Consider the following 26,219-nt stretch of genomic DNA (forward strand, 5'->3'; position numbering starts at 1 on the left):
TCCGTGACGCCGCAGGTGTCTACGACGCGCCCTCGCGCGCGTGCAGCGCCGCGGCGACCACCGTGCGGGACTGGTGCTCGACCTGGTGCTCCAACGGCACCCAGCGGGCGCGGAAGCGTTCCGCGAAGGCGTCGCTCCAGGTCGCCACGAGTCCCTCCAACTGCTCGGCCGCCCGGTCGTCGGTCCCGCGCAGCACCCGCCGCAGCATGGCCGCCGCCCGCAGCGGCACCCGGCGCGCGAACGCGTCCACGCTGCCCACGTACGCCCTGGTGCGGTCGGCGGGCGGGGTGTGCACCAGGTCGTCGGCCAGCCCCGGCACCAGCTCCAGCCCCCACCGCGCGGCCCGCAGCAACGGCCCGTCCAGGTCTTCGAGCCGGGGCAGCGCGCCGTCGAGCACCCGCGTCACCTCCAGGGCGTCCCGTCGCAGCCGGCGCGCGAGCCGCCCGATCGCCGCCGCGGGGGCCGGATGCGGAGCCGGGTCGTCCACCAGGTCGCTCGCCCACATCGGCACCTCGACGACCGCGGTCAGACCGCCGTACCGGTGGGCGTGGTACCAGGTGCTGTGCCGCGCGTCGTCCGGCAGGCTGGGGTACGCGGGCCCCGCCCCCGGCGCGGGCATGACGTGCACCCCCGGCCCGGACGCGGGCCAGCCCGCGGCGTCCGAGGCGCCGGTCTCCACCGGGATGTGCAGCTCCGCCGCGGACTTGGCGAACGGCTCGGCCAGCCCGGGCACGTCCTTCGTCAACTGCACCCAGCTGCCGCCCAGGTCCGTGCCGTGCAGGGTCACCTGGAGGTAGGGGCGCAGCTCGTCGATGACGCCGGTCAGGGCCCGCGTCTCGGGCGGCAGCCGGTCGGGCGGCAGCACGGACGGCGCCCACTCCGGCTGTTCCGGGCCCGCCGGGCGGAAGAAGCCGAGGTGGTAGTCGAACAGGCTGCGCGGCGCCGGCGTCACGTGCAGGCTGGCCCCGTCGGGGTCCGCGCACAGCAGGAAGTGCCAGGAGATGCCGTCGCGCAACTCCCGCTGTTCCAGCACCCGTCGGGCGAGCGCGAGCAGGGTGCAGGAGCCGGTCGGCTCGTTGGCGTGGGCCCCGGCGACCACCAGCACGGCGCGACGGGCGCGGCCCACCGACAGCAGGTGCAAAGGCCTGCCCGCGCGCGAGGCACCCACCTGCCGCAGGGTGCACACCCCGGGCCGGTGAGAGGTCAACGCCCGGGCGGCTGAGACCTGTTCGGCCACCGTCGGGTAGCGCAGCTCCGGCAGGACACTCACCCCCGTCACATCCGCCCGAGTTCGCAATCGCAGTACCCCACGGCCTTGGTGCGGTGTCAAGGGCGCGATGGGGGAGGTCCCAGGGGGCGCCCGGAAGCATTGCCGGCCCGTGCGCGGTGGGCGCCCTGGCCGGTGTGCTGTCACCGCCGCCGGCGTCACGTCACCGGCGCGGGGTCACTGCCGGTGCAGCCCGCGTCCGGCCAGGGTCAGGAACACCTCGCCGACCGCCTCCGACAGGGTCGGGTGCGGGTGGACGTGCCGGGCCACGTCCAGCGGCTCCGCGTCCCAGCCGACGATCAGCTGGCTCTCCGCGATCATCTCCGACACGTGCGGGCCCACCAGGTGCACGCCCAGCACGCGTCCGCCGCCGGCCTCGGTGACGACCTTCACCATGCCGCCCTGCCCGTGCACCATGCCCTTCGCGACGGCGGTCAGCGGCATGCTGTCGGCCACCACTTCGTGCCCCCGCGCGCGTGCCTCGGCCTCGGTCAGACCGACGGCCGCGGTCTGCGGCGACGAGTACGTGACCCGGGGCACGGCCGCGTAGTCCACGGGTGCGGACGGCACGCCGGCCAGCGTCTCGGCCACCAACAGCCCTTCGGCGAACGACGCGTGGGCCAGTCCGAGCGACGGCGGCGGCAGCAGGTCGCCCACGACGTGGACACCGGGCACGGCCGTCTCCAGCCGGTCCCAGTCGGCCGGTACGACGAAACCGCGCTCGTCCGTGGAGAGGCCCGCGGCGGCCACGTCCAGGCCGTCGGTGACCGGGGCCCGCCCGACCGCCACCAGCAGCCGTTCGGCCTCGACCGTGAGGGTCTCGCCCCGGGCGGTGCGCAGGTGTGCGCGCACCCCGTCGTCGAGGACCTCGGCGTCCAAGAGCCGGGTGCCGGACCTCACGTCGATGCCGCGCTTCTTCAGACCGCGGGTCAGATGCCGGCTCACGTCGGCGTCCTCCAGCGGCACGATCCGGTCGGCGGCCTCCACGAGGGTGACGTCGGCGCCCAGGGAGCGGTGGAACGAGGCGTACTCCACGCCGATCGCACCCCCGCCGAGCACCAGCACGGACGCCGGGAGGCCCGGCGCGAAGAGCGCGTCGTCACTCGTCACCACGCGCCGCCCGTCCGGTGCGAGCCCCGGGAGCGTGCGCGGCCGTGAGCCGGTCGCGAGCACGAGGCCACGGCGCGCGGAGAGGTCGTACCCGCCGGGTTCGCCGTCCACGCCCGCCACCCGCACCGAGCGGGATCCGGTCAGCCGTGCGCTGCCCCTCACCACTCGCACGCCCGCGTGTGCGAGATGGGCCTCCACGCCCCGGTGGTTGCGGGACACGATGTCGTCGCGCGTGGCGACCAGGGCCGGCCAGTCCACGGTGTCCAGCGTCGCCTTCACGCCCCAGCGTTCGCGTGCCTCGGCGATGCCGTCGACGAGTTCGGCCGCGTGCAGCATCGCCTTGCTCGGGATGCAGCCGCGGTGCAGGCACGTCCCGCCGACCTTGTCCCGTTCGACGAGCACGACGTCCAGACCGAGGGCCGCGGCGCGCAGGGCGGTGCTGTAACCGCCCGTGCCGCCGCCGATGACGATGGCGTCCGGTGAGTTCATGCCCTCAGCGTCCGCCCGGCCCTTGCCATGAGTCCAAGGCAATGTTCTTGTGGAATCGATGCAGGGCGTTTATGGGAGGGGCGGCCGTTCATGAGCCTGCGGCAGATGGAGTACTTCCTGACGGTCGTCGACGAGGCGTCCTTCACCCGCGCGGCCGAACTCCTGCACGTCTCGCAGCCCGCCCTCTCCCACCAGATCAAGGCCCTGGAACGGTCGGTCGGCGGCGCGCTGCTGGAGCGCATGCCGCGCGGCGTGCGCCTGACCCCGATGGGGCGCGCCTTCCGGCCGCACGCCGAACTCGCCGTGCGCAGCGCCGCCCAGGCCCGCCGCGCGGCCCGTGCCGCCGCCGGTGCCGAGGGCGGCGAACTGCACATCGCCGCCGTGCACTCCGTCGCGGTCGGTGTCCTCGCGGACGTCTTCGCCCGCTGGCGCGCGGCCCACCCGCGCGTGCTGCTGCACCTCCACGAGTACGCGACGTCGGAGGCCCTGGAGGAGCAGGTCGAGCGCGGCACCGCCGACCTGGCCGTCGGCCCGGCGCCCGCCGACTGGCCGGGCACCGTCGTGCCGGTCGGCCAGGAGGACATCGTCCTCGTGGTGCCCTTCGACGACCGGTTCGCCGGCCGTACGACGGTGACGCTGCCGGAGCTCGCCGACCGCCCCTGGGTGCGCTGCGCCATGGAACCCGTCGTCCACGGCGAACGCTTCCTCGACTGGGCGTGCGGACGGGCCGGCTTCACGCCCCGCACCGCCGTGTTCACCGAGCACACGTCGACGGCGGTACGGATGGCCGCCGCCGGTGTCGGCGTCTGCGCCGCGCCCGCCCACCTGGTCCGCGACGCGGTCGGCGACGGCTGCGTCGTCCTCACCCCCGACCCGCCCTGGAAGCGCACCCTGACGGTCTTCTCCCGGCTGCCCCCGACCGGGGCGGCCGAGGCCTTCGTGACCCTGCTGCACTCGGCCTGGCCCTACCCACGCGTCCCCTCCACCGCATCGCTGCGCGCGTACGGGGACTGCCCCGAGGACGGCACGGCGGCGGCCTGACGACCAGCCGCCCCGCCTCACTCTCCGACCCGCTCCAGCAACGCCACCGGCAGCCGCTCGAACAGTTCCTCCACGCGTGCGTGCCCCGTGAACTCCCGTCCCGGCTCCAGCACGTCCGCCCAGCGCCCCGGCGGCAGCGGCAGACGGGTGTCCCGCCAGCCGCCCGCCTCCGCGAGCCGGAGCGACAGGCGGGTCACGGCCGTCACCACCTCACCGGAGCGGGCGAACGACAGGCAGTGGGCCGCCGCCGCACCTTGCGCCGGCAGCGGCATGTACGTCGCCGTGTCGCCGAAGGCGTCGGGACGCCGTGCCCGCAGCCCGAGCGCCGCCCGCGTCACCGCGGTCTTCTCCCCGGACGTCCCGCCGGACTCCTCGGGCGGGAAGCTCACCGGCCGCCGGTTGTCGGGGTCGACCAGCGCCCGGTACTCGGCCTCCGTGCCCTGGTAGACGTCCGGCACACCCGGCATCGTCAGCTGGACCAGGGCCGTGCCCAGCACGTTCGCCCGGATGTGCGGCCCGAGGGAGTCCCGGAACGCGGCGACCCGCTCACCCGGCGCCCCGCACGGCCCGGCCGCCACGAACCGCGCCACCGCCTCCTCGTACGGCGGCTCCTGCTCGGTCCAGCTGGTGTACAGGCCCGCCTCGCGCACGTGCTTCAGCAGTGCCCCCTGCACCCGCTCCGGGGCCCCGGACGCCGGGCCGAGCCCGAACACCGTCTGCCAGGCCGCCCAGGCCAGTTGCGCGTCCGGCACGCCCTCGCCGGTGCGGGTCACCTCGGCGAGGACGTCCGCCCAGCGGTCCGGGCACTCGGTGAGCACGTGCAGCGCCGCCCGGACGTCGGCACTGCGCTTCGTGTCGTGCGTCGAGGCGACCGTGCCGGTCACCGGCCAGTCGCGCTGCACGCGCGCGCAGTACGCGTGGAACTGCTCCGGCGACAGCGCCGGACCGCCCGGATTCCCGCCCACCTCGGTCGCCGACAGCAGCGGCACGTAGCGGTAGAACGCCGTGTCCTCCACGGACTTCGCCCGCAGCGCCGACGAGGTCTGCGCGAACCGCGTCCGGAACTCCACCTGCGCGGGCCCGTCGCCGTACCGTCCCAGCACGAGGTCCCGTACGACGTCCACCGCACCGGCCTCCTCGGGCACGGCGAACGCGAGCCGGGCCTCGGCCGCGGCCTCCTCGGTGACCACGGTCGCCGCGTCGACGGACTCGTAGGGCCGGTAGACCTCCATCCGGACCAGCAGCTCCTGGAGCGCGGTGCGCAGCGCCCAGGGCGCGCGGTCGCGCAGCGCCGGCTCCGGCGAGGTCGCGCACAGCCGGGCCGCCACCCGCACCAGCCGGTCGGTCTCGGTCGCCAGCTCGTGCGTGAGGACCTTGTACGCCGCCCGGCGCACCGTCGCCTCCCACTGCCCGCCCCGGTCCGTCTGCGGGGCCGCGAACCGCCGGTACTGCCCCAGGAGCTCCCCGAACCCGGCCGGGTCCGTGAAGAGCCCGTCCACGTGCCGCAGGGCGTCGTAGCCGGTCGTACCCGCGACGGGCCAGGAGGCCGGCAGCCGCTCACCGTCGGCCAGGATCTTCTCCACGACCGTCCAGCGGCCCTCCGCCGCCTCGTGCAGCCGCCGGAGGTAGCCGTCGGGGTCGGCGAGCCCGTCGGGATGGTCGACGCGCAGCCCGTCGATCACGCCCTCGCGGAGCAGCTGGAGGATCTTGTCGTGGGTGGCCTCGAACACCTCGGGGTCCTCCACCCGCACCCCGATCAGCTCGGAGATGCTGAAGAACCGCCGGTAGTTGAGCTCGGTCCGGGCCAGCCGCCACCACACCGGGCGGTACCACTGCGCGTCCAGCAGGTGCGGCAGCGGCAGGTCCTCGGTGCCCTCGCGCAGCGGGAACACATGGTCGTAGTAGCGCAGGACGTCACCGTCGACGCGCAGTTCCCCGAGCACCTCGCCCAGCGGCCCGCCGAGCACCGGCAGCAGCACCTGGCCGTTCTGCGCCTCCCAGTCGATGTCGAACCAGCGCGCGTACGGCGACTTCGGGCCCTCGCGGAGCACCTCCCACAGGGCGCGGTTGTGGCGCGGGGCCATGGCCATGTGGTTCGGGACGATGTCCACCACCAGACCGAGCCCGTGCTCGCGTGCCGTGCCCGCCAGCGCCCGCAGTCCCTCCTCACCGCCCAGCTCCTCGCGTACGCGCGCGTGGTCGACGACGTCGTAGCCGTGCGCCGAGCCCGGCACGGCCTCCAGGACGGGGGACAGGTGCAGATGCGAGACGCCGAGCGAGGCCAGGTACGGCACGACGGCCGCCGCGGCCCCGAACGGGAACTCGGGCTGCAGTTGCAGCCGGTACGTGGCCGTGGGCACCACCGGGTCAGGTCGCTCAGGTGTCATGCAGACCTACGTACCCGCCCTGCCGCCGTTCGTGTCATCGCCCGCGCCAGGTGCGCCGTGCGTCGCCCGGACGAGTGGCCCTTCCTGGCGACGCACCGGGCGGCGCACCGGCCGCCGGTCACACGGGCCGCTGGAGCACGGTCATGCTCCGGTCGGCCAGGGTCAGCCGGTCCCCGGCCTGCACCTTCGGGCCCGTGCCCGGCGGCACCCCGTCCGCGCGGGCCGTGTCGACCACCACCTGCCACTGCCGCCCGTGATTGACCGGGACCAGGAACTCCAGCGGCTTGGGCGAGGCGTTGAACATCAGCAGGAACGAGTCGTCGGTGATGCGCTCCCCGCGCGGGCCCGGCTCCGAGATCGCGTTGCCGTTGAGGAACACCGTCAGCGCCGAGGCCCGTGCCGAGTCCCAGTCCCGCTGGGTCATCTCCCGGCCCTCGGGGGTGAACCATGCGATGTCGGACAGGTCGTCGTGCGTGCCCTCCACGGGCCGGCCGTGGAAGAAGCGCCTCCTGCGGAAGACCGGGTGGTCCCGGCGCAGCCACACCATCGCGCGCGTGAAGGCCAGCAGCTCCCGGCTCAGGCCGCCCTCGGTGTCCTCGCCGTCCTCGCCGTCCGCCGGCCACTCGACCCAGGCCAGTTCGTTGTCCTGGCAGTAGGCGTTGTTGTTGCCGCGCTGGGTGCGGGCGAACTCGTCGCCGTGGCTGATCATGGGGACGCCCTGGGACAGCATCAGCGTCGCGATGAAGTTGCGCATCTGCCGGGCCCGCAGCCGGAGCACGTCGGCGTCGTCGGTGTCGCCCTCGACGCCGCAGTTCCAGGACCGGTTGTGGCTCTCGCCGTCGCGGTTGTCCTCGCCGTTGGCCTCGTTGTGCTTGTCGTTGTACGACACGAGATCGTGCAGCGTGAAGCCGTCGTGGCAGGTCACGAAGTTGATGGAGGCCAGCGGGCGCCGCCCGTCGTCCTGGTACAGGTCGGACGAGCCGGTCAGCCGCGAGGCGAACTCCGCGAGCGTGCGCTGCTCACCCCGCCACAGGTCCCGCACGGTGTCCCGGTACTTGCCGTTCCACTCGGTCCACAGGGGCGGGAAGTTCCCCACCTGGTAGCCGCCCTCGCCCACGTCCCACGGCTCGGCGATCAGCTTGACCTGCGAGACCACCGGGTCCTGCTGCACCAGGTCGAAGAACGACGACAGCCGGTCCACCTCGTGGAACTGCCGGGCGAGCGTCGCGGCCAGGTCGAAGCGGAACCCGTCGACGTGCATGTCCGTGACCCAGTACCGCAGCGAGTCCATGATCAGCTGGAGCACGTGCGGGGACCGCATGAGCAGGGAGTTCCCGGTCCCTGTCGTGTCCATGTAATAACGGGGGTCGTCCGTCAGCCGGTAGTAGCGCGCGTTGTCGAGGCCCTTGAAGGACAGCGTCGGGCCCAGGTGGTTGCCCTCGGCGGTGTGGTTGTAGACCACGTCGAGGATCACCTCGATCCCGGCCTCGTGCAACGCCTTCACCGCCGACTTGAACTCCAGCACCTGCTGTCCCCGGTCACCCCAGGAGGCGTAGGCGTTGTGCGGGGCGAAGAAACCGATCGTGTTGTAGCCCCAGTAGTTGTTCAGCCCCATGTCGACCAGGCGGTGATCGTTCACGAACTGGTGTACGGGCATCAGTTCCAGGGCCGTGACGCCCAGCTCGGTGAGGTGCTCGATGATCGCCGGGTGCGCGAGGGCCGCGTAGGTGCCGCGCAGCTCCTCCGGCAGGCCCGGGTGCCGCATGGTGAGGCCCTTGACGTGGGCCTCGTAGATCACCGTGTGGTGGTACTCGGTGCGCGGGCGCCGGTCGTCGCCCCAGTCGAAGTACGGGTTGACCACGACCGACGTCATCGTGTGCGGCGCGGAGTCCAGGTCGTTGCGCCGGCCGGGCTCGTCGAAGTGGTAGCCGTAGACCTCCTCGCCCCAGCTGATCGAACCGCTGATCGCACGCGCGTACGGGTCGAGCAGGAGCTTCGCGGAGTTGCAGCGCAGCCCGCGCTCCGGGGCGTACGGGCCGTGCACGCGGAACCCGTACCGCTGCCCCGGCATGATGCCCGGCACGTACGCGTGCCGCACGAACGCGTCGCTCTCCCGGAGCTCGATCGCCGTCTCCGAGCCGTCGTCGTGCAGCAGACACAGCTCTACTCGGTCCGCGGCCTCCGAGAAGACCGCGAAATTGGTGCCGGCGCCGTCGTACGTGGCACCGAGTGGATACGCCTCTCCAGGCCAGACCTGCATGGATACGACTCTTTCAGGTGAGCGGCGCCGGTGGGGACGCCTTGGCCCCGAGTCTCCCCGAAAGTGAGGGAACCTCCTATGACTTATGTCCCTCTTACCAAGTGACCAGTGCATACGCGTTATGCCGAACCAGTGGGGCACGGGATACTCCCGGGGCTGTGGGGGAGTACGGGGAAAATATGACACGGGGACCCGGGCGGGGCAGCCCCCGTCCGGGAGGAGGCCGGGCGGAGCCCCGGAGGCGCCGGGGACGCAGCGGAGACGCCGGCCGAAGCCGCGAAGGGCACGGGCCACGGTCCACCGGCCGATGGCGAGACGGAGCGGGTCGCGACCGCCCTGAGCGGGCACCACACGGGCACGACTCTGCCTCGCCGGGCGTGACGTCACGGCTATGAATCCGCTCACTCCCGCCGGGCTCGCCCGGCGGAACGGGCACGCTGCCGAGAACTGTCCTGCCCATCCGGCTGCACCGCCGACCGCTCCCGGAGTACCCTTCCTTGATCGTTGACAAGGGGAGTGCTCGGGGGAGCGGAAGGCGGTGCGCGGGTGGGCTCGGGAGGGCTGGAGCTGCCCCCTGGTGACGAAGGTCACGAGGGGAACTCCACAGACGTCCCGACCGGTGCCGTGTCCCTGGCACGGCCGATGGACGCGACGGGCTCGATCGGCCCGGAGCTGGACTGGGACGCCGACGCCTGGCGCGAGGTGCGCACCCGCGCCCAGCGGGCCGGCCGGGCCTACATCTGGCTGAACCTCGTCGAGCAGCGGCTGCGCGCGGTCGTCGCCGCCGTACTGCGCCCCGTGTACGAACCCGTCCACGGCGAGGACTGGGTCGTGGCCGCCGCCGGACCCGCCGGGCAGGAGTGGGTGCAGCGCGCGGTCGCCGTGCGCGAGGTCAGCCGCCGCAAGGGCTATCTGCTCGACCCGGCCGACGACAACGTCCTGTCCTTCCTCACCCTGCCGCAGCTGCGCGAGCTGATGGTGCAGCACTGGCCCTGCTTCGAGCCCTACTTCGACGACCGCCGGGACGTCGAGCTCGCCCTGGACGAGCTGGAGGTCACCCGGAACGTCGTCTCCCGCAACCGGGCCCTGTCCGAGGCCGTCCTGAACCAGGCCGAGCGCGCCTCCGCCCGGCTGCTGGAGATGCTCGGCACGGGCGGTGACGTGCCCTCCGCGCGCCGGCTGCCCATCGACGCGGTCGAGGACCTGGTCGGCGACCGGTACGCCGACGTGGTCGCCGTCCACTCCGACCGGGTGCGGCTGATGCGCCAGTTCCCGGCCGAGGACATCTTCGGCGGCGCGCGTCGGCTCGACGCCATCGGCATCGGCCTCAACCTGCTCGTGCAGAACTTCTCCGGCCGCCGCCTGGTCCGGCTGGCCGAGTCGGGCTGCCGGGTGCGGCTGCTGTTCCTCAACCCGGCCTCCAGCGCGGTCAAGCGGCGCGAGCGCGAACTGGGCATCAAGCGCGGCGAGCTCAGCCGGGCCGTGGAGATGAACATCCTGCACATGCGCCGGGTACGGGCCCGGCTCCGGGACCCGGGGGCCTTCGAGATCCAGGTCTTCGACGAGACGCCCCGCTTCACGGCCTACCTGGTCGACGGCGACGGGGCGGACGGTATCGCGGTCGTGCAGAACTACCTGCGCCGGACCCGGGGGATGGAAGCGCCGGTGTTCGTGCTGCGCAACAGCGGCAAGGTGGTCAAGTCGGGTGAGATCGACGAAAGCGGCCTCTTCCCCACCTATCGCGAGGAGTTCGAGGTGATGTGGGCGGATTCGCGACCCGTGTCGTGAACCGTCCCTCGTGGTCGTGCGGTTCGGCGCCTAAGCGGAACGCGGTCCTCTGATTGTCAGTGGTGCATGGGAAGGTGGAGACCACTGGGGGAACGCACCACACGAAGGGGGACCGCCCATGGGCTGGCACCGGGAGCTGCTGATCGGCTTCGACCTGGAGACGACGGGCACGGATCCGCGCGAGGCGCGCATCGTCACGGGAGCCGTGATCGAGGTCAGGGCCGGGGAGCCGATGGGGCGCCGGGAGTGGCTGGCCGACCCGGGGGTGCCGATCCCCGAGGACGCGGTGGCGGTGCACGGCATCAGCAACGAGCGCGCGACGGCCGAGGGCAGACCGGCCGACCAGGTGGCGGACGCCCTCGCCGGCGTCCTCACCTCCTACTGGAAGACGGGCGTGCCGGTCGTCGCCTACAACGCCGCCTTCGATCTGACCCTGCTCTCCGCCGAACTGCGCCGTCACGGACTGCCGTCCCTGCGCGACCGCCTGGGCGGCGTGGACCCCGCGCCGGTGATCGACCCGTACACCATCGACCGCTGGGTCGACCGCTACCGCCGGGGCAAGCGCAACCTCGAAGCGGTCTGCGCCGAGTACGGCGTCGTCCTCGACTCCGCCCACGACGCCATGGCCGACGCCCTCGCGGCGGCCCGCCTGGCCGGTGCGATAGCCGCCCGCCACCCCAAGATCGCGTCCCTCGGCCCGGCAGACCTCCACCGCAGACAGATCGAGTGGTACGCGGAGTGGGCGGCGGACTTCCAGAACTTCCTGCGCGGCAAGGGCGACGCGACGGCACTGGTGGAGGGGGCCTGGCCGTTGAAGGAGCCGGCGGACGCGTGAGCCGGTGACGGCGGGTGACGCCCCTGAGGGACGCGGGGAACTGCGCGACCGGCCCCACTCGACCCGCACTCGCCGCACTACGCAGGCCCCCGAACCTCAGGCGCTCAGAACGAATACCACCGCACCGTCTCGTCCCCCTCCCGCAGCGAAGCCACCCGCCGCCGGAACTCCGCCAACGCCTTCGGATTGCTCGGCGCGTGCTGAGCCACCCATGCACAACTGGCGGTCTCCCGGGCGCCACGCAGCACCGAACACCCCTCCCACGCGCGGACGTCCCATCCGTATGTCGCGGTGAACGACGCGTACGCGTCGTCCGGGAGTCCGTAGCGGTCATGCGAAAGCACCATCACCACCAGATCGTGCTCCCGCAGATCCGCCGACACGGTCTCCAGATCGACCAGCACCGGCCCATCAGGCCCGACATGCACATTGCGCGGGAGAGCATCCCCGTGGATCGGCCCCGGCGGCAGATGAGGCGTCAGCGCCGCGGCCTCGGCGGCGAACCCGCCCCGCCGCTCCCGCAGATACGCGGCGTCCGCCGGATCGATCGCGTCCCCCGCCAGCCGCAGCCAGCGTTCCACACCGCCCAGCAGATCGCGGGGCGGCAGAGCGAAGGAGGGTGCGGGCAGGGCGTGCAGGACCCGCAGCAGTTCGGCCAAATCCCGCGGCTCGGCGGGCCGTGCGGCATCCGGCAGCCGATGCCACACCGTCACCGGATGCCCGTCGACCAGCAGCGCCTTCGGCTCCGCGGCCCGCACCGCCGGTACGCCCGCCTCGGCGAGCCACACCGCGATGTCGAGCTCACGCCGCGCCCGGTCCAGGAGTTCGGCGTCGCGGCCCACCTTGACGACCAGGTCACCGGCGGCGAACACCGCGTTCTCACCCAGCGCGAGCAGCCGCGCCTCGCCGGCCGCTCCGGGCAGCACGCCCGCCGCGGCCAGTACGTCCCGAGCCCGTGCCTCGTCCATCGTCCGCCTCCGTCGTCCACGTCTTCCGCCGTCGGGTTCCGGCCATCCGCCGGTCAGTGTCGCATCGGCACAGGTCGGGCGGCGTGCGCGGTGCCTTGACGAGGCAGAACGCCTTCACGACCATGACCTGGCCGGCCGAGCCGTCAAAGGGGCTGATTTGTGACATCGGTGACTGAGGCTTCACCGCCGACGCCGAGGAGACCGGCCGGCCGAAAGCCCGGCCGGAGCCGGCCCCGGGCCGTCGACCACGGCGCCTGGTTCCTGGTGCTGCCCGCCCTGCTCCCCATCCTCGTCCTCAGCGTCGGGCCGCTGCTGTACGGGATCCTGCTGGCCTTCACCGACGCCCAGTCGGGCCGTACCGAGCCGACCCAGTGGATCGGCGGCCTCAACTTCCAGGATCTGCTCCACGACACGCTGTTCTGGGAGTCGTTCCGGATCGGGCTGGTGTGGGCGGTCGGGGTGACCGTGCCGCAGTTCCTGCTCGCGCTGGGCCTCGCCCTGCTGCTCGACCAGGACCTGCGGCTGCGCTGGCTGGCCCGTGCCCTGGCGATCATCCCCTGGGCCATGCCCGAGGTCGTCGTCGGCATCATGTGGCGCCTCGTCTACAACCCGGACGCCGGCATCCTCAACGAGACCCTGCGCGACCTCGGCCTGGGCGGCGGCCGCGACTGGCTCAGCGGGCTGGCCACCGCGCTGCCCGCCGTGATCGTCGTGGGCGTCTGGGCGGGCATGCCGCAGACGACGGTCGCGCTGCTCGCCGGACTGCAGAACACCCCGCGCGAACTGCACGAGGCGGCGGCGGTCGACGGCGCGGGCGCCTGGCGCCGCTTCCGCACGGTCACCTGGCCCGCCCTCAGACCCATCGCCCTGGCCATCACCGCGCTCAACCTCATCTGGAACTTCAACTCCTTCGCCCTGGTCTACGTCCTCACCAGCGGCGGCCCCGGCGGCCGGACCCGCCTGCCCATGCTCTTCGCGTACGAAGAGGCCTTCCGCTACGGGCAGTTCGGCTACGCGGCGGCGATGGGCTGCGTGATGGTGGCCGTGATCTCGATCGCCCTGGCCGTCTTCCTCGCCGGCCGCCTCAGGGGAGGTGACGACGCGTGAGGACCAGCACCCCGGCCCGCGTCGGCCAGTACACCGCGCTGCTCGCGTATCTCGTCTTCCTCGCCTTTCCGTTCCTCTGGCTGGTCTCCACCGCGTTCAAGCCGCCGCGCGAGCTGGGCAGCCTGCACCCGACGTGGATCCCGAAGGACCCCACCCTCGCCAACTTCCGGCAGGCCTTCGACGAACAGCCGCTGCTGCACGCCGCCCTCAACTCCCTGCTCGCCGCGCTCGCGGCGGCCGGCATCGCCGTGCTGATCGCGACGCCGATGGCCTACGTCGTCGCCCGGCGCCGCACCCGGCTCGCGAAGGCGGTGACGGGCTGGGTGGTGGTCAGCCAGGCGTTCCCGTTCGTGCTGCTGATCATCCCGCTGTTCCTCGTGCTGAAGAACCTCCGCATGATCAACTCCGTGCCGGGGCTGGTGCTGGTGTACGTGGTGTGGGCGCTGCCGTTCGCGCTGTGGATGCTCGCCGGGTACGTACGGGCCGTGCCGCCCGAGCTGGAGGAGGCAGCCACGGTCGACGGGGCGGGCCGGGTGCGGACCCTGGTGTCGGTGACGGCGCCGCTGCTCGCGCCAGGCATCGTGGCGACCGCGCTGTTCGCGTTCATCACCGCGTGGAACGAGTTCTTCTTCGCGCTCGTACTGCTCAAGACACCGGAGAAACAGACCCTGCCGGTGGTGCTCACCCATTTCATCGGCGCCGAGGGCGTCGCCGACCTGGGCCCGCTCGCGGCGGCGGCGTTCCTCGCGACGCTGCCCTCGCTGGTCGTCTTCGCGCTCATCCAGCGGCGGATCACCGGCGGCATGCTCAGCGGGGCGGTGAAGAGCTGATGCGCGCACGCCTGCTGGGCCTCGTTCTCCTGCTGCTCCTCGCCGGCTGCTCCTCCGGCGGCACCCGTGACGACGGCCGGATCACCCTGCGCTTTTTGTCCCTGGCCTGGCAGGGGGAGTCGGTCGAGGCCAACAAGGAACTGGTGGAGGAGTGGAACGCCACCCACCCGGGCGTCCGGGTCGAGTACGTCCAGGGGAGCTGGGACAGCGTCCACGACCAGCTCCTCACCGCCTTCGAGGGCGGCGAGGCACCCGACATCATCCACGACGCCTCGGACGACCTCGCCGACTTCGCCTACGGCGGCTACCTCGCCGACCTCACCGGCCTGCTGCCCGACCGGCTGAAGTCGGACATCCCACAGCGCAGTTGGGAGACCACCACCTTCGGGGACGGCATCTACGGCGTGCCGTTCCTCCAGGAGCCGCGCGTGCTGATCGCCAACACGACATGGCTCAAGCGGTCCGGAGTGCGGATCCCGACCACAAAAAAGCCGTGGAGCTGGGCCGAGTTCCGCCGCATCACCGAACGGCTCAGCGGCCGCGGGAAGTACGGCATCGCCTGGCCCCTGAAGGAACCGGTCTCCGCCACGCTCAACCTCTCCCTGTCGGCGGGCGGACGGCTCTTCCACCGCGGGGCCGACGGAAAGGTGACGGTCCGGTTCGAGGCGGCCGACCAGGTGGTGCCGCGCACCATCCACGCCCAGGCCGGCACCGACCGCAGTGCCTCGCCCACCACCTTGGGCAGCGGCGGCTCCGACACCCTGCCCGGCTTCTTCGGCGGCAGATACGCGATGGTCCCGCTCGGCTTCTCCTACCGCCAGCAGATCGTGCAGCAGGCCCCGAAGGGCTTCTCCTGGCAGGTGCTGCCCGCCCCCGCCGGCGCCGGGGGACTCACCCAGGGCGTCAGCCCGCAGACGCTGTCCATCGCCGAGGACTCCCCGCACAAGAAGGAGGCGGCCGCCTTCATCGACTTCCTGCTGAGGCCGCGGAACATGGTCCGCCTCGCCCTCGGCGACTGGATGCTGCCGACCGGCAGCCGGGCGCTGAACGACCCGGCCCTGCGCACACCCGAGCACGGCTGGGCCACGGGCACCGCGCTCGCCGCCCACCTGCGCCCGGCGCCCGCACAGGCCGTACGGGGCTACCCCGAGTGGAAGGACAAGGTGGCGACCCCGGCCCTCCAGGAGTACTACAGCGGCGCCATCGGCATCCGTGAGCTGCGCAAACGCCTGGAGGAGGACGGCAACCTGGTGCTGGCGCGCTACCAGCGCTGAACCCGGCGAAATCCCGTTGAGCCTGGTCCCGGCAGCGCCTAGCGTGCTGCCTGTGGGAATCAACGCGATCTGCATCTCCGGTCACGGCCGGGGCTGCGCGCACGCCGCACGGGTGCGCAGCGGCCCCGGAGCCCTGACCGGCCCGGGGAGCCACGCCCGCTGAGCCGCTGAGCCAGGCGTCTCACCTCTCCGCTCTCCCTCTGTCTTCCGGTCGGGGCCTTCGGCTGCCCTCACCCCGTCACGGAAGACAAGGACCGCAGGCCATGGCCCGCCCCACCGCTACCTCCCGCGCGCTCTCGCAGAACTTCCTCGCCGACCGCGCCACCGCCGAACGCTTCGCCCGGCTCGCCGCCCCGCAGGACCGGCCGGTCCCGCTGCTGCTCGAAGTCGGCGCGGGCAAAGGCGCGTTGACCGGCCCGCTGGCGCGACGCTGCCGGGAGCTGCGCGCGTACGAGATCGACCCGCGGCTCGTGTCCGTCCTGCGCGGCCGCTTCTCCGGCACCCCTCAGGTGCGGGTCGTCGGCGGGGACTTCCTGGCCGCCCACCCGCCCCGCACGCCCTTCTCGGTCGCCGGGAACGTGCCCTTCTCCCGCACCGCGGCCGTCGTCGACTGGTGCCTGCGCGCCCCCGCCCTCACCGACGCCACGCTGCTCACCCAGCTCGAGTACGCCCGTAAGCGCACCGGCGACTACGGCAGCTGGACGCTGCTGACGGTCCGGACCTGGCCCCGCTACGAGTGGCGGCTGCTGGGCCGCGTCGGCAGGCGCAGCTTCCGGCCCGTGCCGCGCGTGGACGCCGGGGTGCTGCGCATGGAACGGCGCGACAACCCGCTGCTCGACGCCGCCGGGTACCGGAGCTGGCGCCGGCTGGTCGAGCTGGGCTTCTCCGGCACCGGCGGTTCACTGCACGCGTCGCTGCGGCGGGCCCACCCGAGGCGGCGGGTGGACGCCGCGTTCCGGGCGGCGCGCCTGGACCCGGGCGTGCTGGTGGGCGAGGTGGCGCCGGAGCGGTGGTTGCGACTGCACGAGGAGCTGACCAGCTGATCTCCAAAATGGTTGCACGAGACGTCTCGTCTCGCATACGGTCGGCCCATGACCAGTCGTGCTCACATCGCCATGTTCTCCATCGCCGCCCACGGCCACGTGAACCCGAGTCTGGAGGTGATCCGCGAGCTCGTGGCGCGCGGCCACCGCGTGACGTACGCGATCCCGCCGGTCTTCGCGGAGAAGGTCGCGGACACCGGTGCCGAGGTGAAGCCGTGGAACTCGACACTGCCCTCGCCCGACGACGACCCGGAGGCCTGGGGGAGCACGCTGCTGGACAACGCGGAGCCGTTCCTCGATGACGCGATCCAGGCCCTCCCGCAGCTGATCGAGGCGTACGAGGGCGACGAGCCGGACCTCGTGCTGCACGACATCGCCTCCTACCCGGCCCGCGTGCTGGCCCACCGCTGGGGCGTGCCCGCGGTCTCCCTGTCGCCGGCCATGGTCGCCTGGGAGGGGTACGAGGAGGAGGTCGCCGCGCCCCTGTGGGAGGAGCCGAAGAAGACCGAGCGCGGCCGTGCCTACTACGCCCGCTTCCACGCCTGGCTGGAGGAGAACGGGATCACCCGGCACCCCGATGCCTTCGGGGGCCGTCCCGACCGCTCGATCGTCCTGATCCCCAGGGCGCTCCAGCCGAACGCGGACCGCGTCGACGAGACCGTGTACTCCTTCGTCGGGGCCTGCCAGGGCGACCGTGCCGCCGAGGGTGGCTGGGAGCGGCCGGCCGGTGCCGAGAAGGTCGTGCTCGTGTCGCTCGGGTCCGCCTTCACCAAGCAGCCCGGCTTCTACCGGGAGTGCGTCAAGGCGTTCGGCGACCTGCCGGGCTGGCACCTGGTGCTCTCGGTCGGCAAGCACATCGACCCGGCCGAACTCGGGGAGGTCCCGGCGAACGTCGAGGTGCGCTCCTGGGTGCCGCAACTGGCGATCCTTAAGCAGGCCGACCTGTTCGTCACGCATGCCGGCGCGGGCGGCAGCCAGGAGGGCCTGGCCACGGCCACGCCGATGATCGCCGTACCGCAGGCCGCGGACCAGTTCGGCAACGCGGAGATGCTCCAGGGACTCGGTGTGGCCCGGTACCTCCCGACGGAGGAGGCGACCGGTGAGGCCCTGCGTGAGGCGGCTCTCGCCCTCGTGGACGACCCGGAGGTCGCCCGCCGCCTGAAGGAGATCCGGGCGGAGTCGGCCCAGGAGGGCGGCACGCGGCGCGCGGCCGACCTCATCGAGGCCGAACTGCCCGCGTGCCAGGGGTAGTCGGGACGGCAGTCGCCCGCCGGACCGTCACACCGTGACGGCCTGGCGGGTGAGGTTCATGCGGGCGTGCTCGAGAGCGGCGTCCATGCGTGCCGCCTGCCCCTTGGTGAACATGAACATCGCGGCGTCGTCCGTGTAGTCCATGTAGTTCATGAACATGTCGCCGGACGGGCCGTTGCCGCACGACACGTGCGGGAAGTCGGGTGAACCCGTGTTCGGCCCGCCCTGATTGGGGGTGTCCGCGACGAAGTCGCTGCCGCTGCACCCCTCGTCGTCGTCGCCCCAGATGTGCCGCAGGTTCAGCCAGTGCCCGATCTCGTGCACGGCGGTGCGGCCGCCGTCGAAGGGCGCGGTGGCGGTGCCGGTGGTCCCGAAGCCGGTGTGCGTGACGACCACCCCGTCCGTGGAGGCGGCGCCGCCCGGGAACTGGGCGTAGCCCAGCAGCCCGCGGCGCAACTGGCAGACCCACAGGTTCAGGTAGACGTCCGCGGGCCAGGCGTCGTGACCGCCGCTCAGGCTGAACTTGACCAGGTCGTCCGTGTCCCAGGCGGGAGTCGACGTCCGGGTCCGCGTGATGCCGTCCGTGGGGCGGCCCAGTGGGTCGGTCCGGGCGAGGTGGAACTGGACGCGCGCGTCGGCCACGAGGTCCTGCCAGGCCTCGGGGACCTTGTCGACGTCCGGGTTGTTCGCGCGGAAGTCCTGGTTGAGCACCTGGATCTGACTGTGGATCTGGGCGTCGCTGATGTCCTGCTCGGGGGTGTTGTGCACGACGTGCACGACGACGGGGATGTCGACGACGCTCTGCCGGGCCGTGCCCGTCTCCACCTGCTCGTAGGCGAACGCGGCGTTCTCGATCTGGGCCCGGTTCTCGGCGTACTCGGGGTTCATGCTGAGGAGTCTGCGGTGCACCTCCATGGCGCCGCACCAGCGGCTGTAGTCGGCGGAGGTGACGCGATGGTAGGACTGCGCATCGGACATGTCTGCCCCTTGGGGGAGCCTGGGGGTGTGCCGCGCACGCGGCTGCGGAAGTGCGCGTCGGACACGCGCTGCGGGGGCCGGGCGGAGCGGCCGGCCGGTTGCCCGTTCCCTCCGAACCCATACACTGATAATCCTAGTCTTTGACGTACAAAACCGGCAATTTGGACTACTTGGTCGAGTGAGGTGGCCGGGTCATGCGTGAGCCCCCATCGGGCCTGTTCCGTTCGTGGCTCCACTCCTACGAGGAGGACCACGAGGACGTGCGGGTCTACCGGCCGGACGACCACCCCTTCCCGCCGGCGCGCGGGCGGCGCGGCATGGAGTTCGCGCCCGACGGCACCTTCGTCGACCACCCGCTGGGACGCGGGGACGCTCCCGGCGCCGTTCCCGGCCGCTGGCGGCTCGTGTCGGACCGTCACATCGCGCTCACCTTCGGGGGCGCTCGCCCCGACCGGGAGCTGGAGATCCTGCGCTGCGACGAGGACGTGCTGCACGTGCGGCGGCTCACCGGCTGACACGTGCGGCGGCTCACCGGCTGAAAGGGCCCGTCGGTTCCCCCGGAACCGACGGGCCCTGCACACAGCGGTGGGGGAGACGGGGATCAGACCCTGAGGGGCTCACCCTCGTCGTCCCGCGCCGCCGGTCCCGCGAGCGCCCGCGGCGTCTCGTCGTGCGTGAGATCGGGCAGCCGGTGCAGCCACTTGGGCAGGTACCAGTTGCGCTCCCCGAGCAGCGCCATCACCGCCGGCAGCAGCACGCCCCGGATGATCGTCGCGTCGATGAGCACCGCGGCCGCGAGGCCGACGCCCATCTGCTTCATGGACTGCATGGACAGCGTCCCGAAGATCGCGAACACGGCGACCATGATGACCGCGGCACTGGTGACGACCCCGGCCGTGGTGACCACGCCGTGCCGGATCGCGTCCTTCGTCGCCAGGCCCCGCAGCCGCGCCTCGCGGATCCGGGACACCACGAACACGTGGTAGTCCATCGACAGGCCGAACAGGATCACGAAGAGGAACAGCGGCAGCCACGTGATGATCGCGCCGACGCCCTCCGCGCCCACCAGCGAGGCGCCCCATCCGTGCTGGAAGACCGCGACGAGGATGCCGTAGGCCGCGCCCACGGACAGCAGGTTCAGCACGATCGAGGTGACCGCGACGGTCAGCGAGCGGAACGACAGCAGCATCAGCGCGAAGGCGAACACCACCACGAAGGCGAAGACCGGCACGACGGCTCCCGCCAGCTGGTCGTTGAAGTCCTTGGAACCCGCGACCTGCCCGGTGATCGGGGCCTCGACACCCTCGACCTTGCCGAGCGTTGCGGGCCGGACCTCGTTGCGCAGCTTGTCCAGGCTGGCTCCCGCCTTGTCGAGGTCGGAGCCGCCGACCAGCGGGACGGACACGAAGGCGAGGTTCTGCGCGTCGTGCAGCTCGATCTCCACCGGGCCGCGCGAGGCTCCCGAACTGACCGCCCGCTCACGGAAGTCGGCGAGCGCCGACCGCACCTCGGGCGCGTTGATGTCGTCTGCCTTGACGATCACCTGGGCCGGATCCGAGCCACCCGGGAAGGCCTCGTTGAGCCGGTTGTACGTCTGCACGATCGGCAGCGAGTCGCCGAACTCCTGGTCGAGCGTGAGGTTCTGGGTCTTCATGCCGACCGCGGGAGCCGCGATGGCCAGCAGCGCACCGGTCGCCACCGCGACGGACACGACCGGCTGGGCGAGCACCCGCCGCAGGACGGCCGTCCAGAACCGGCTCTCCCCGTTGCCGCCCTGCCCGCGCCGGCGCAGGAACGGGACACGGCCCTTCTCCACGCGCTCGCCCAGCAGCGACAGCAGCGCGGGCAGTACGGTCACGGACCCCACCATGGCCACGGCCACCACGATCAGCGAGGCCAGCCCCATCGCCTCGAACTCGGCGAGCCCGGTGAACAGCATGCCCGCCATGGCCACGCACACCGTGACACCGGAGACCACGATCGCGCGGCCACTGGTCGCGGCGGCGATCCGCAGCGCCGTCTGCGCGTCCCGGCCAGCGGCGCGCTCCTCCCGCTCGCGGCGCAGGTAGAACAGGCAGTAGTCGACACCGACGGCCAGACCGACGAGCAGCATCACGGAGTTCGCGGCGTCCGTCATCGGCACCGCGTGGCTGATCACCCCCATCAGGCCCATCGTCGCCATGATCGCGGTGAGCGCCAGCGCCACCGGCAGCAGCGCCGCCACCAGCGCGCCGAAGGCGATGAGCAGAATGCCGAAGGCCACCGGCACCGCGGAGTACTCGGCCTTCTTGAAGTCGTCCCCGAAGGCGTCGGCGAACGTCTTCATCATGCTGGCGCCGCCGATCTCCTCGATCCGCAGCGACCCGTGGTCCTTCTGGACGCCCTCCACGGCCTTCAGCACCGGCTCGACCCGCTCACCGGCCGTGTCCGGCTCGCCGCGCATGTCGAACTGCACGAGCGCGCTGCGCCCGTCCTTCGAGATCGTCTTCGTGTCGTACGGCGAGGTCACGTCGGTGACGCGGCCGGTCCTCCCGACGGCCTGGACCACGGCCGTGACGGCGTCCCGGAACTCGGCGTCCGTGGCCTTCAGGCCGGAGTCCTTGGCCTGGATCAGCACGGTCTCGCCGGCCGGTTCGTCGATCCCGGCGTCCTCGATGATCTTCGCGGCGGTGTGCGTCTCCCCCTTCAGCTGGTCGCTGTCCTTGACGTCGACCCGGCCCGCCGCCGAACCGAGCCCCATCGCCAGGACGACGAACAACACCCAGATCCCGACGGCAGCCCATCGGTGGCGGGCGCTCCAGCCTCCGGCCCGGGCGGCCAGGCCCCGCACCCGTGCTTCTCCGTTCCCCATGACGGGCTTGCCCCCTCGTGATGCGAGGGCGGCCCCCTGCCGCCCCCTTTCGTTTCGAAGGTATGGGCCGGATAAAGCCCTCACGTCGTGCTGCCCGGTGAAGTCGCGGGGCCGGACCTCATCCCCATGGCCCGCGCTCTCTCCCCACTGGGGAGGACCGGAGAGAACCGCGGTCCCTTACACCTATCGGTCTCCTCGGGTGTGTGGATCCTGAGCAGAAGGTTGTGCCCCGTGGTGACCGATGAGTAATTTACGGGGCTCGGGCAGCCGCCCACCGGCCGTCGTGCCCACCCCCACGGGGCACGACGGCCGTCTTATGGTGAACGGATGACGACGACGTACGCGGCACTGTTGCGCGGCATCAACGTGGGCGGCAGCAAAAAGGTCCCGATGGCGGACCTGCGCACACTCCTGGCAGGCCTCGGCTACGAGGACGTGACGACCTACCTCCAGAGCGGCCAGGCGGTGTTCGCCTCCGGGCACGGCGACGAGGAGTCGCTGGCCGTCGAGATCAGGCACGCCATCGAGAAGCACTTCGGGTTCGGCGTCGACGTGATCGTGCGCGACCACGCCTATCTGAAGGCGATCGCCGACGCCTGCCCGTTCCCAGCCGCCGACCTGGAGCCCAAGCAGCTCCACGTCACCTACTTCTCCGCCCCCGTGACCCCCGAGCGCTTCGCGGAGATCGACGGGTCCGCCTACCTCCCCGAGGAGTTCCGCCTCGGCGACCGCGCCCTGTACCTGTACGCGCCGAACGGCCTGGGCCGCTCCAAACTGGCCGAACACCTCTCGAAGCCGCGCATCAACAAGGGGATCATCGCCACGACCCGCAACTGGAACACCGTCGTCAAGCTGGTGGAGCTGACGGAAGCCCTCAGTCACCCCGCTGGATGATCAGGTTCCGTACCAGGCCGGCGATCAACGGCACCGGACGTTTGGCCGAATCACCCCCACACGAACCGGGGCCTTGGCACGGTAGGACCATGACGAGCACCGAAGACCAGGCGACTCCATCCGGTCGTGCGACGGCCGTCCAGGCCATGCGCGGCGCGGCGGCCCAGCTTGCCGAACTGCTCGGCACGGCCCCCGACTCCGTCACCGCCGTCCGTCCGACGCCCGACGGCTGGACGGCCGACGTGGAGGTCGTGGAGCTGGAGCGGGTCCCCGACACCATGACCATCATGGCGACGTACCGGGTCACCCTCGACCCGGAGGGCCGGCTCCTGGGCTACGAGCGGGTGCGCCGGTACGCCCGCGGCCAGCTCGACCGGGGACGCTAGCGCCGTCCCGCTCCTCTTCGGCTCCCCTCCGCGGGACCCGTTTCCGGTGTGTGCGTGAACACGCCCGCCGCCACCCCCGTACCTACGGGCGGCACGAGAACGAGTCTCGCGAGAGGAATCGCACCGTGACCGTCATGACGCACACCGGCGGGACGCAACCCGCCACCACCTCCAGCGGGTCGGGAACCGGCGGCCTCTTCGACATCCTCGAACTGATTCTGGACCGCGGGCTCGTGATCGACGTGTTCGTCCGTGTCTCCCTGGTCGGCATCGAGATCCTCAAGATCGACGTACGGATCGTCATCGCCAGCGTCGACACCTACCTCCGCTTCGCCGAGGCCTGCAACCGCCTCGACCTCGAGTCCGGCCGCAAGGCCCCCGACAAGCTCACCGACATCGTCGGCAACCTCGTCGAGAGCGGCGCCCGGGGCAGGACCAGCGGTGCGATCGGCGGCGCCATCGACGCGATCGGCGACATCTTCGACCGCGACGACAAGGACAGCAGGGAGGACGAGCGGTGAGCGGCGTCTACGTCTACGCCGTCACCCGCTCCGACCACCCCCTGCGCCTCGACGGCCTGCGCACCGTCGGCGGGAGGGACGACCCCCCGCGCGTGGTCGTCCATGGCCCGCTCGCCGCCGTGGTCAGCCCCGCACCCCCCGGCCTGCGTCCCAAACGGCGCGACCTCGCCGCCCACCAGGAACTCCAGGAACGGCTCATGGCCGACGGATCGGTCCTGCCCATGCGGTTCGGCCTGGTCGCCCCCGACGACACCGCCGTCAGGACGGCCCTGGAGGAGCACGGCCAGGACTACGCCCGAAGGCTCGGCGAACTGCACGGCACCGCCGAGTTCAACCTCAAGGCCGCCCGCGACCAGGACGACCTGCTGCGCGAGGTGCTCGGCGCGTCCGAGGAGGCCCGCCGGCTCAACCAGTGCACCCGCGACGGCACCGGCAGCCACGAGGACCGACTCGCCCTCGGGGAACTGGTCGCCCGGCAGGTCGACGCCCGGCAGCGGCGGCAGGCCGAGGAGATCGTCGGACGGCTGTCCGGACTCGCCAGATCGAGCGTCCTGGCGGACCCGGCCAACGACGACTTCCTCAACGTGTCGTTCCTCGTCGAACGCGCCCGCGCCGAGGAGTTCACCACGGCCGGCCGGCGCATGGCCCACGACTACGGCGACGCCTACGACTTCCGGCTGCGCGGCCCCCTGCCCCCGTACAGCTTCGCCGCCTGACATGGGCCTGCTCACCGGCATCCTCACCCTCCCGCTCGCGCCCCTGCGCACCACCCTCTGGGCCGCCGAGCAGCTCCAGGCAGCCGCCGAGGCGCAGTACTACGACCCGGCCCCCGTCCGGCAGGCCCTCGTCGACCTGGAACGGGCCCTGCTGGAGGGACGCGTCGACGAGGACGAGTACGACCGCCGCGAGGACGAACTGCTGGACCGACTCGACGAGATCGACGCCCGGAGACGAGCCCCCCGACCATGACCACCCATCCGGCAACAGGCGGACTCACCGGGCCGCCCCGCCTTCCCTCCCCCTACGGCCACGGGCCCGGCGCGCAGAGCGCCAACCTCGCCGACATCCTCGAACGCGTCCTCGACAAGGGCGTGGTCATCGCCGGCGACATCCGGATCAACCTGCTCGACATCGAACTGCTCACCATCAAGCTGCGCCTGCTCGTCGCTTCCGTCGACAAGGCGAAGGAGATGGGCATCGACTGGTGGGAACACGATCCCTCCCTCTCCTCCCGCGCCGCCCGCCCCGAGCGGTCCCTCGCCGACGAGAACGAACGACTGCGCGCCGAGATCGCCGCCCTCAAGGCGGCCGACAGGAGGCCGGAGCCATGACCGACCCGAACCTCGTCTATGCCTACGCGGTCCTGCGCCGCACCCCCGAGGCCGCCGCGGCGGCGGCGCACGTGCGCGGGGTCGCCGGCGACCCGATCCACCTGGTGGAGCCCGCCGACCCCACGTCCCGGCTGGCCTTCGCCGTCGGTCACGTCCCGGCCGCCGACTACGACGAGGCTCCCCTCAGGGCCCACCTCCACGACCTGGACTGGATGGAGTCCACGGTCCGGTCCCACCACGCCGTGGTCGCCGCGCTCGTCGCCAGCGGCGCCGCCGTCCTGCCCCTCCGCCTGGCCACCGTCTACCCCGACGAGGACCGCGCCCGGCACGCCCTCGACACCCGCCGCGCGTACTTCGCATCCCTCCTGGACCGTCTGACCGGCCACGTCGAACTCGGCGTCAAGATCTACGCCACACCCGAGATCACACCACCCGAGTCGGACCCCGACGCCGGACAGCAAACGCCCACCGGCCTCGGCGTCGGCCGCGCCTACCTGTCGATCCGCCGCCGCAGACAACGCAGAAACGACGAAGCCTGGCGCACGGTCGCACAGGCCGCCGCACACCTCACCCGGACCGCCGGCACCCTCGCCGTCGACCGGGTCGCACACACGCCGGAACGCGGAAGCCTCGCGGGCCCGGCCCCCGGCACCAACGTCGGCAACGACGCGTACCTCGTCCCCGCCGACCGCGTCGACGCCTTCCGCACCGGCGTACTGGCGGCCGCCGAGGGCATCCCCGGCCTCCGCGTCGAAGTCACCGGCCCCTGGGCCCCCTACTCCTTCGCACTCCAGCCGGAGCCGGAACCCGCCGCGTGACGGCCTGGCGGGGAACCTGCCCTGATGGCCGGTTCTCCCTCAGGCGCTCACGGCCGCCAACGCCGGTATCCGAGCCGCCTCGTAGCGCTCCAGTACGACCCGGGCCACCTCCGGCGCCGGCCCCAGGACACTCGCCAGGACGTCCGCCTCCGCCGCGCCCCGGGCGATGCGGTCCGGGAGGAAGCCGGGGGCGAGGACGTAGGGGGCGACCGCCACTCGGGCGCAGCCGAGGGCTCGGAGTTCCCGGACGGCGTCCTCCGTGCGGGGGAGAGATGCGGAGGCGAACGCAGGCCGCACGGCGCACCAACCGGTGTGCCGCCACTCCCGCGCGATTTCTGCGATCACTGCGATCGCCTCCGGGTCGGTGGACCCCGCCGAGGCCAGCACGACCCCGGTCGAGGACTTGTCGGCGGGGGACAGGCCCGCCTCGTACAGGCGTCGCTCCAGCGCGGACAGCAACAGGGGCGACGGGCCCAGGACCTCCGCCTGGCGGACACGCAGCTGCGGGGGCGCGTCCGCGAGAACCGCCGGGATGTCCGCCTTCGCGTGGAACGCCCGGGTCAGGAGGAGGGGGAGGGCGACGACGTCACGGACACCCTGGACCGCCAGGGACTCCAGCACCCCCTGCACCGAGGGCACGTTGAAGTCCAGGAAGCCCGTCTCCACGCGTACGTCGGGGCGCAGGGAGCGGACCTGGCGTACCAGGGCGTGCACCGTCGCGGCGTGCCGCGGGTCGCGGCTGCCGTGCGCGATGACGAGGAGAACGGGCTTGTTGGTCATGGGTTCACTT

24 protein-coding genes are annotated in these 26,219 nt (G+C 72.4%); 16 read left to right on the forward strand and 8 right to left on the reverse strand.

The window, feature by feature from the left end:
* Positions 1-19: 19 nt before the first annotated feature.
* Positions 20-1,270: a M14 family zinc carboxypeptidase gene (locus GTY47_RS13790; protein ID WP_010034235.1), complete on the reverse strand. Its 1,251-nt coding sequence runs from the start codon at positions 1,268-1,270 to the stop codon at positions 20-22.
* 174 nt (positions 1,271-1,444) lie between these two features.
* A complete protein-coding gene (lpdA, locus tag GTY47_RS13795) occupies positions 1,445-2,866 on the reverse strand; it encodes a dihydrolipoyl dehydrogenase (RefSeq protein ID WP_010034238.1) in 1,422 nt (473 codons plus the stop codon).
* A 90-nt stretch (positions 2,867-2,956) separates the two neighbouring features.
* Here lpdA and GTY47_RS13800 point away from each other — a divergent pair, with 90 nt between their 5' ends.
* A complete protein-coding gene (locus tag GTY47_RS13800) occupies positions 2,957-3,907 on the forward strand; it encodes a LysR family transcriptional regulator (RefSeq protein WP_010034241.1) in 951 nt (316 codons plus the stop codon).
* A gap of 17 nt (positions 3,908-3,924) precedes the next feature.
* Here the strand turns inward: GTY47_RS13800 and treY are convergent, their stop codons facing one another.
* Positions 3,925-6,294, reverse strand: coding sequence for a malto-oligosyltrehalose synthase (gene treY, locus GTY47_RS13805; RefSeq protein WP_029180768.1), 2,370 nt, complete (start codon positions 6,292-6,294; stop codon positions 3,925-3,927).
* Between the two features lie 118 nt (positions 6,295-6,412).
* Positions 6,413-8,554, reverse strand: coding sequence for a glycogen debranching protein GlgX (glgX, locus tag GTY47_RS13810; protein WP_010034251.1), 2,142 nt, complete (start codon positions 8,552-8,554; stop codon positions 6,413-6,415).
* Positions 8,555-9,070: 516 nt separating this feature from the next.
* On the opposite strand from glgX, the gene GTY47_RS13815 reads away from it, so the two are divergent.
* Both GTY47_RS13815 and GTY47_RS13820 read left to right on the forward strand, forming a co-directional pair.
* Entirely contained in the window at positions 9,071-10,342 is a 1,272-nt protein-coding gene (locus tag GTY47_RS13815) for an SAV2148 family HEPN domain-containing protein (RefSeq protein WP_029180769.1), read from the forward strand.
* Positions 10,343-10,460: 118 nt separating this feature from the next.
* Positions 10,461-11,177 (forward strand): 3'-5' exonuclease, encoded by a 717-nt coding sequence (locus tag GTY47_RS13820; protein ID WP_010034257.1) that lies wholly within the window; start codon positions 10,461-10,463, stop codon positions 11,175-11,177.
* Between the two features lie 104 nt (positions 11,178-11,281).
* On the opposite strand, the gene GTY47_RS13825 is transcribed toward GTY47_RS13820, so the two are convergent.
* A complete protein-coding gene (locus GTY47_RS13825; protein ID WP_010034260.1) occupies positions 11,282-12,145 on the reverse strand; it encodes an aminoglycoside phosphotransferase family protein in 864 nt (287 codons plus the stop codon).
* A gap of 159 nt (positions 12,146-12,304) precedes the next feature.
* Here GTY47_RS13825 and GTY47_RS13830 point away from each other — a divergent pair, with 159 nt between their 5' ends.
* From GTY47_RS13830 to GTY47_RS13850, 5 genes are all read left to right on the forward strand, one after another.
* The gene (locus GTY47_RS13830) at positions 12,305-13,252 is read left to right on the forward strand and encodes a sugar ABC transporter permease (RefSeq protein ID WP_029180770.1); all 948 of its coding nucleotides are present in this window, start codon (positions 12,305-12,307) and stop codon (positions 13,250-13,252) included.
* A complete protein-coding gene (locus tag GTY47_RS13835) occupies positions 13,249-14,082 on the forward strand; it encodes a carbohydrate ABC transporter permease (protein WP_010034262.1) in 834 nt (277 codons plus the stop codon). Before GTY47_RS13830 ends, GTY47_RS13835 begins: the two co-directional genes overlap by 4 nt.
* Entirely contained in the window at positions 14,082-15,356 is a 1,275-nt protein-coding gene (locus tag GTY47_RS13840; RefSeq protein ID WP_010034263.1) for a sugar ABC transporter substrate-binding protein, read from the forward strand. Before GTY47_RS13835 ends, GTY47_RS13840 begins: the two co-directional genes overlap by 1 nt.
* Before the next feature lie 263 nt (positions 15,357-15,619).
* A complete protein-coding gene (gene erm(O) / locus GTY47_RS13845; RefSeq protein WP_010034264.1) occupies positions 15,620-16,399 on the forward strand; it encodes a 23S rRNA (adenine(2058)-N(6))-methyltransferase Erm(O) in 780 nt (259 codons plus the stop codon).
* A 48-nt stretch (positions 16,400-16,447) separates the two neighbouring features.
* Positions 16,448-17,650: a glycosyltransferase gene (locus tag GTY47_RS13850; protein WP_050810165.1), complete on the forward strand. Its 1,203-nt coding sequence runs from the start codon at positions 16,448-16,450 to the stop codon at positions 17,648-17,650.
* A 27-nt stretch (positions 17,651-17,677) separates the two neighbouring features.
* Here the strand turns inward: GTY47_RS13850 and GTY47_RS13855 are convergent, their stop codons facing one another.
* A complete protein-coding gene (locus GTY47_RS13855; RefSeq protein WP_010034267.1) occupies positions 17,678-18,628 on the reverse strand; it encodes a zinc metalloprotease in 951 nt (316 codons plus the stop codon).
* Between the two features lie 194 nt (positions 18,629-18,822).
* Here GTY47_RS13855 and GTY47_RS13860 point away from each other — a divergent pair, with 194 nt between their 5' ends.
* Positions 18,823-19,143: a hypothetical protein gene (locus tag GTY47_RS13860; protein ID WP_010034269.1), complete on the forward strand. Its 321-nt coding sequence runs from the start codon at positions 18,823-18,825 to the stop codon at positions 19,141-19,143.
* A gap of 86 nt (positions 19,144-19,229) precedes the next feature.
* Here the strand turns inward: GTY47_RS13860 and GTY47_RS13865 are convergent, their stop codons facing one another.
* A complete protein-coding gene (locus GTY47_RS13865) occupies positions 19,230-21,479 on the reverse strand; it encodes an MMPL family transporter (RefSeq protein WP_029180771.1) in 2,250 nt (749 codons plus the stop codon).
* Positions 21,480-21,806: 327 nt separating this feature from the next.
* On the opposite strand from GTY47_RS13865, the gene GTY47_RS13870 reads away from it, so the two are divergent.
* The 7 genes from GTY47_RS13870 (at position 21,807) to GTY47_RS13900 (ending at position 25,429) form a co-directional block, all read left to right on the forward strand.
* Positions 21,807-22,373, forward strand: coding sequence for a DUF1697 domain-containing protein (locus tag GTY47_RS13870; RefSeq protein WP_010034274.1), 567 nt, complete (start codon positions 21,807-21,809; stop codon positions 22,371-22,373).
* Positions 22,374-22,462: 89 nt separating this feature from the next.
* Positions 22,463-22,759: a gas vesicle protein gene (locus GTY47_RS13875; RefSeq protein WP_029180772.1), complete on the forward strand. Its 297-nt coding sequence runs from the start codon at positions 22,463-22,465 to the stop codon at positions 22,757-22,759.
* Between the two features lie 134 nt (positions 22,760-22,893).
* Positions 22,894-23,280 (forward strand): gas vesicle protein GvpJ, encoded by a 387-nt coding sequence (gene gvpJ, locus GTY47_RS13880; protein WP_050810168.1) that lies wholly within the window; start codon positions 22,894-22,896, stop codon positions 23,278-23,280.
* Positions 23,277-23,996, forward strand: a complete 720-nt coding sequence (locus GTY47_RS13885) for a GvpL/GvpF family gas vesicle protein (protein WP_010034283.1) — start codon at positions 23,277-23,279, stop codon at positions 23,994-23,996. Before gvpJ ends, GTY47_RS13885 begins: the two co-directional genes overlap by 4 nt.
* 1 nt (position 23,997) lies before the next feature.
* Entirely contained in the window at positions 23,998-24,249 is a 252-nt protein-coding gene (locus GTY47_RS13890) for a gas vesicle protein GvpG (protein WP_010034286.1), read from the forward strand.
* Positions 24,246-24,611, forward strand: a complete 366-nt coding sequence (locus GTY47_RS13895; RefSeq protein ID WP_010034288.1) for a gas vesicle protein — start codon at positions 24,246-24,248, stop codon at positions 24,609-24,611. The genes GTY47_RS13890 and GTY47_RS13895 overlap by 4 nt, the downstream gene beginning before the upstream one ends.
* Entirely contained in the window at positions 24,608-25,429 is an 822-nt protein-coding gene (locus GTY47_RS13900; protein ID WP_010034290.1) for a GvpL/GvpF family gas vesicle protein, read from the forward strand. Before GTY47_RS13895 ends, GTY47_RS13900 begins: the two co-directional genes overlap by 4 nt.
* A gap of 39 nt (positions 25,430-25,468) precedes the next feature.
* On the opposite strand, the gene GTY47_RS13905 is transcribed toward GTY47_RS13900, so the two are convergent.
* Positions 25,469-26,209 carry a sirohydrochlorin chelatase gene (locus GTY47_RS13905; RefSeq protein WP_010034293.1) on the reverse strand — a complete coding sequence of 247 codons (741 nt, stop codon included), beginning with the start codon at positions 26,207-26,209 and terminating at the stop codon, positions 25,469-25,471.
* Positions 26,210-26,219: the final 10 nt, after the last annotated feature.

Source organism: Streptomyces sp. SID5464 (assembly GCF_009862985.1).
Classification (GTDB): Bacteria; Actinomycetota; Actinomycetes; order Streptomycetales; family Streptomycetaceae; genus Streptomyces; species Streptomyces chartreusis_D.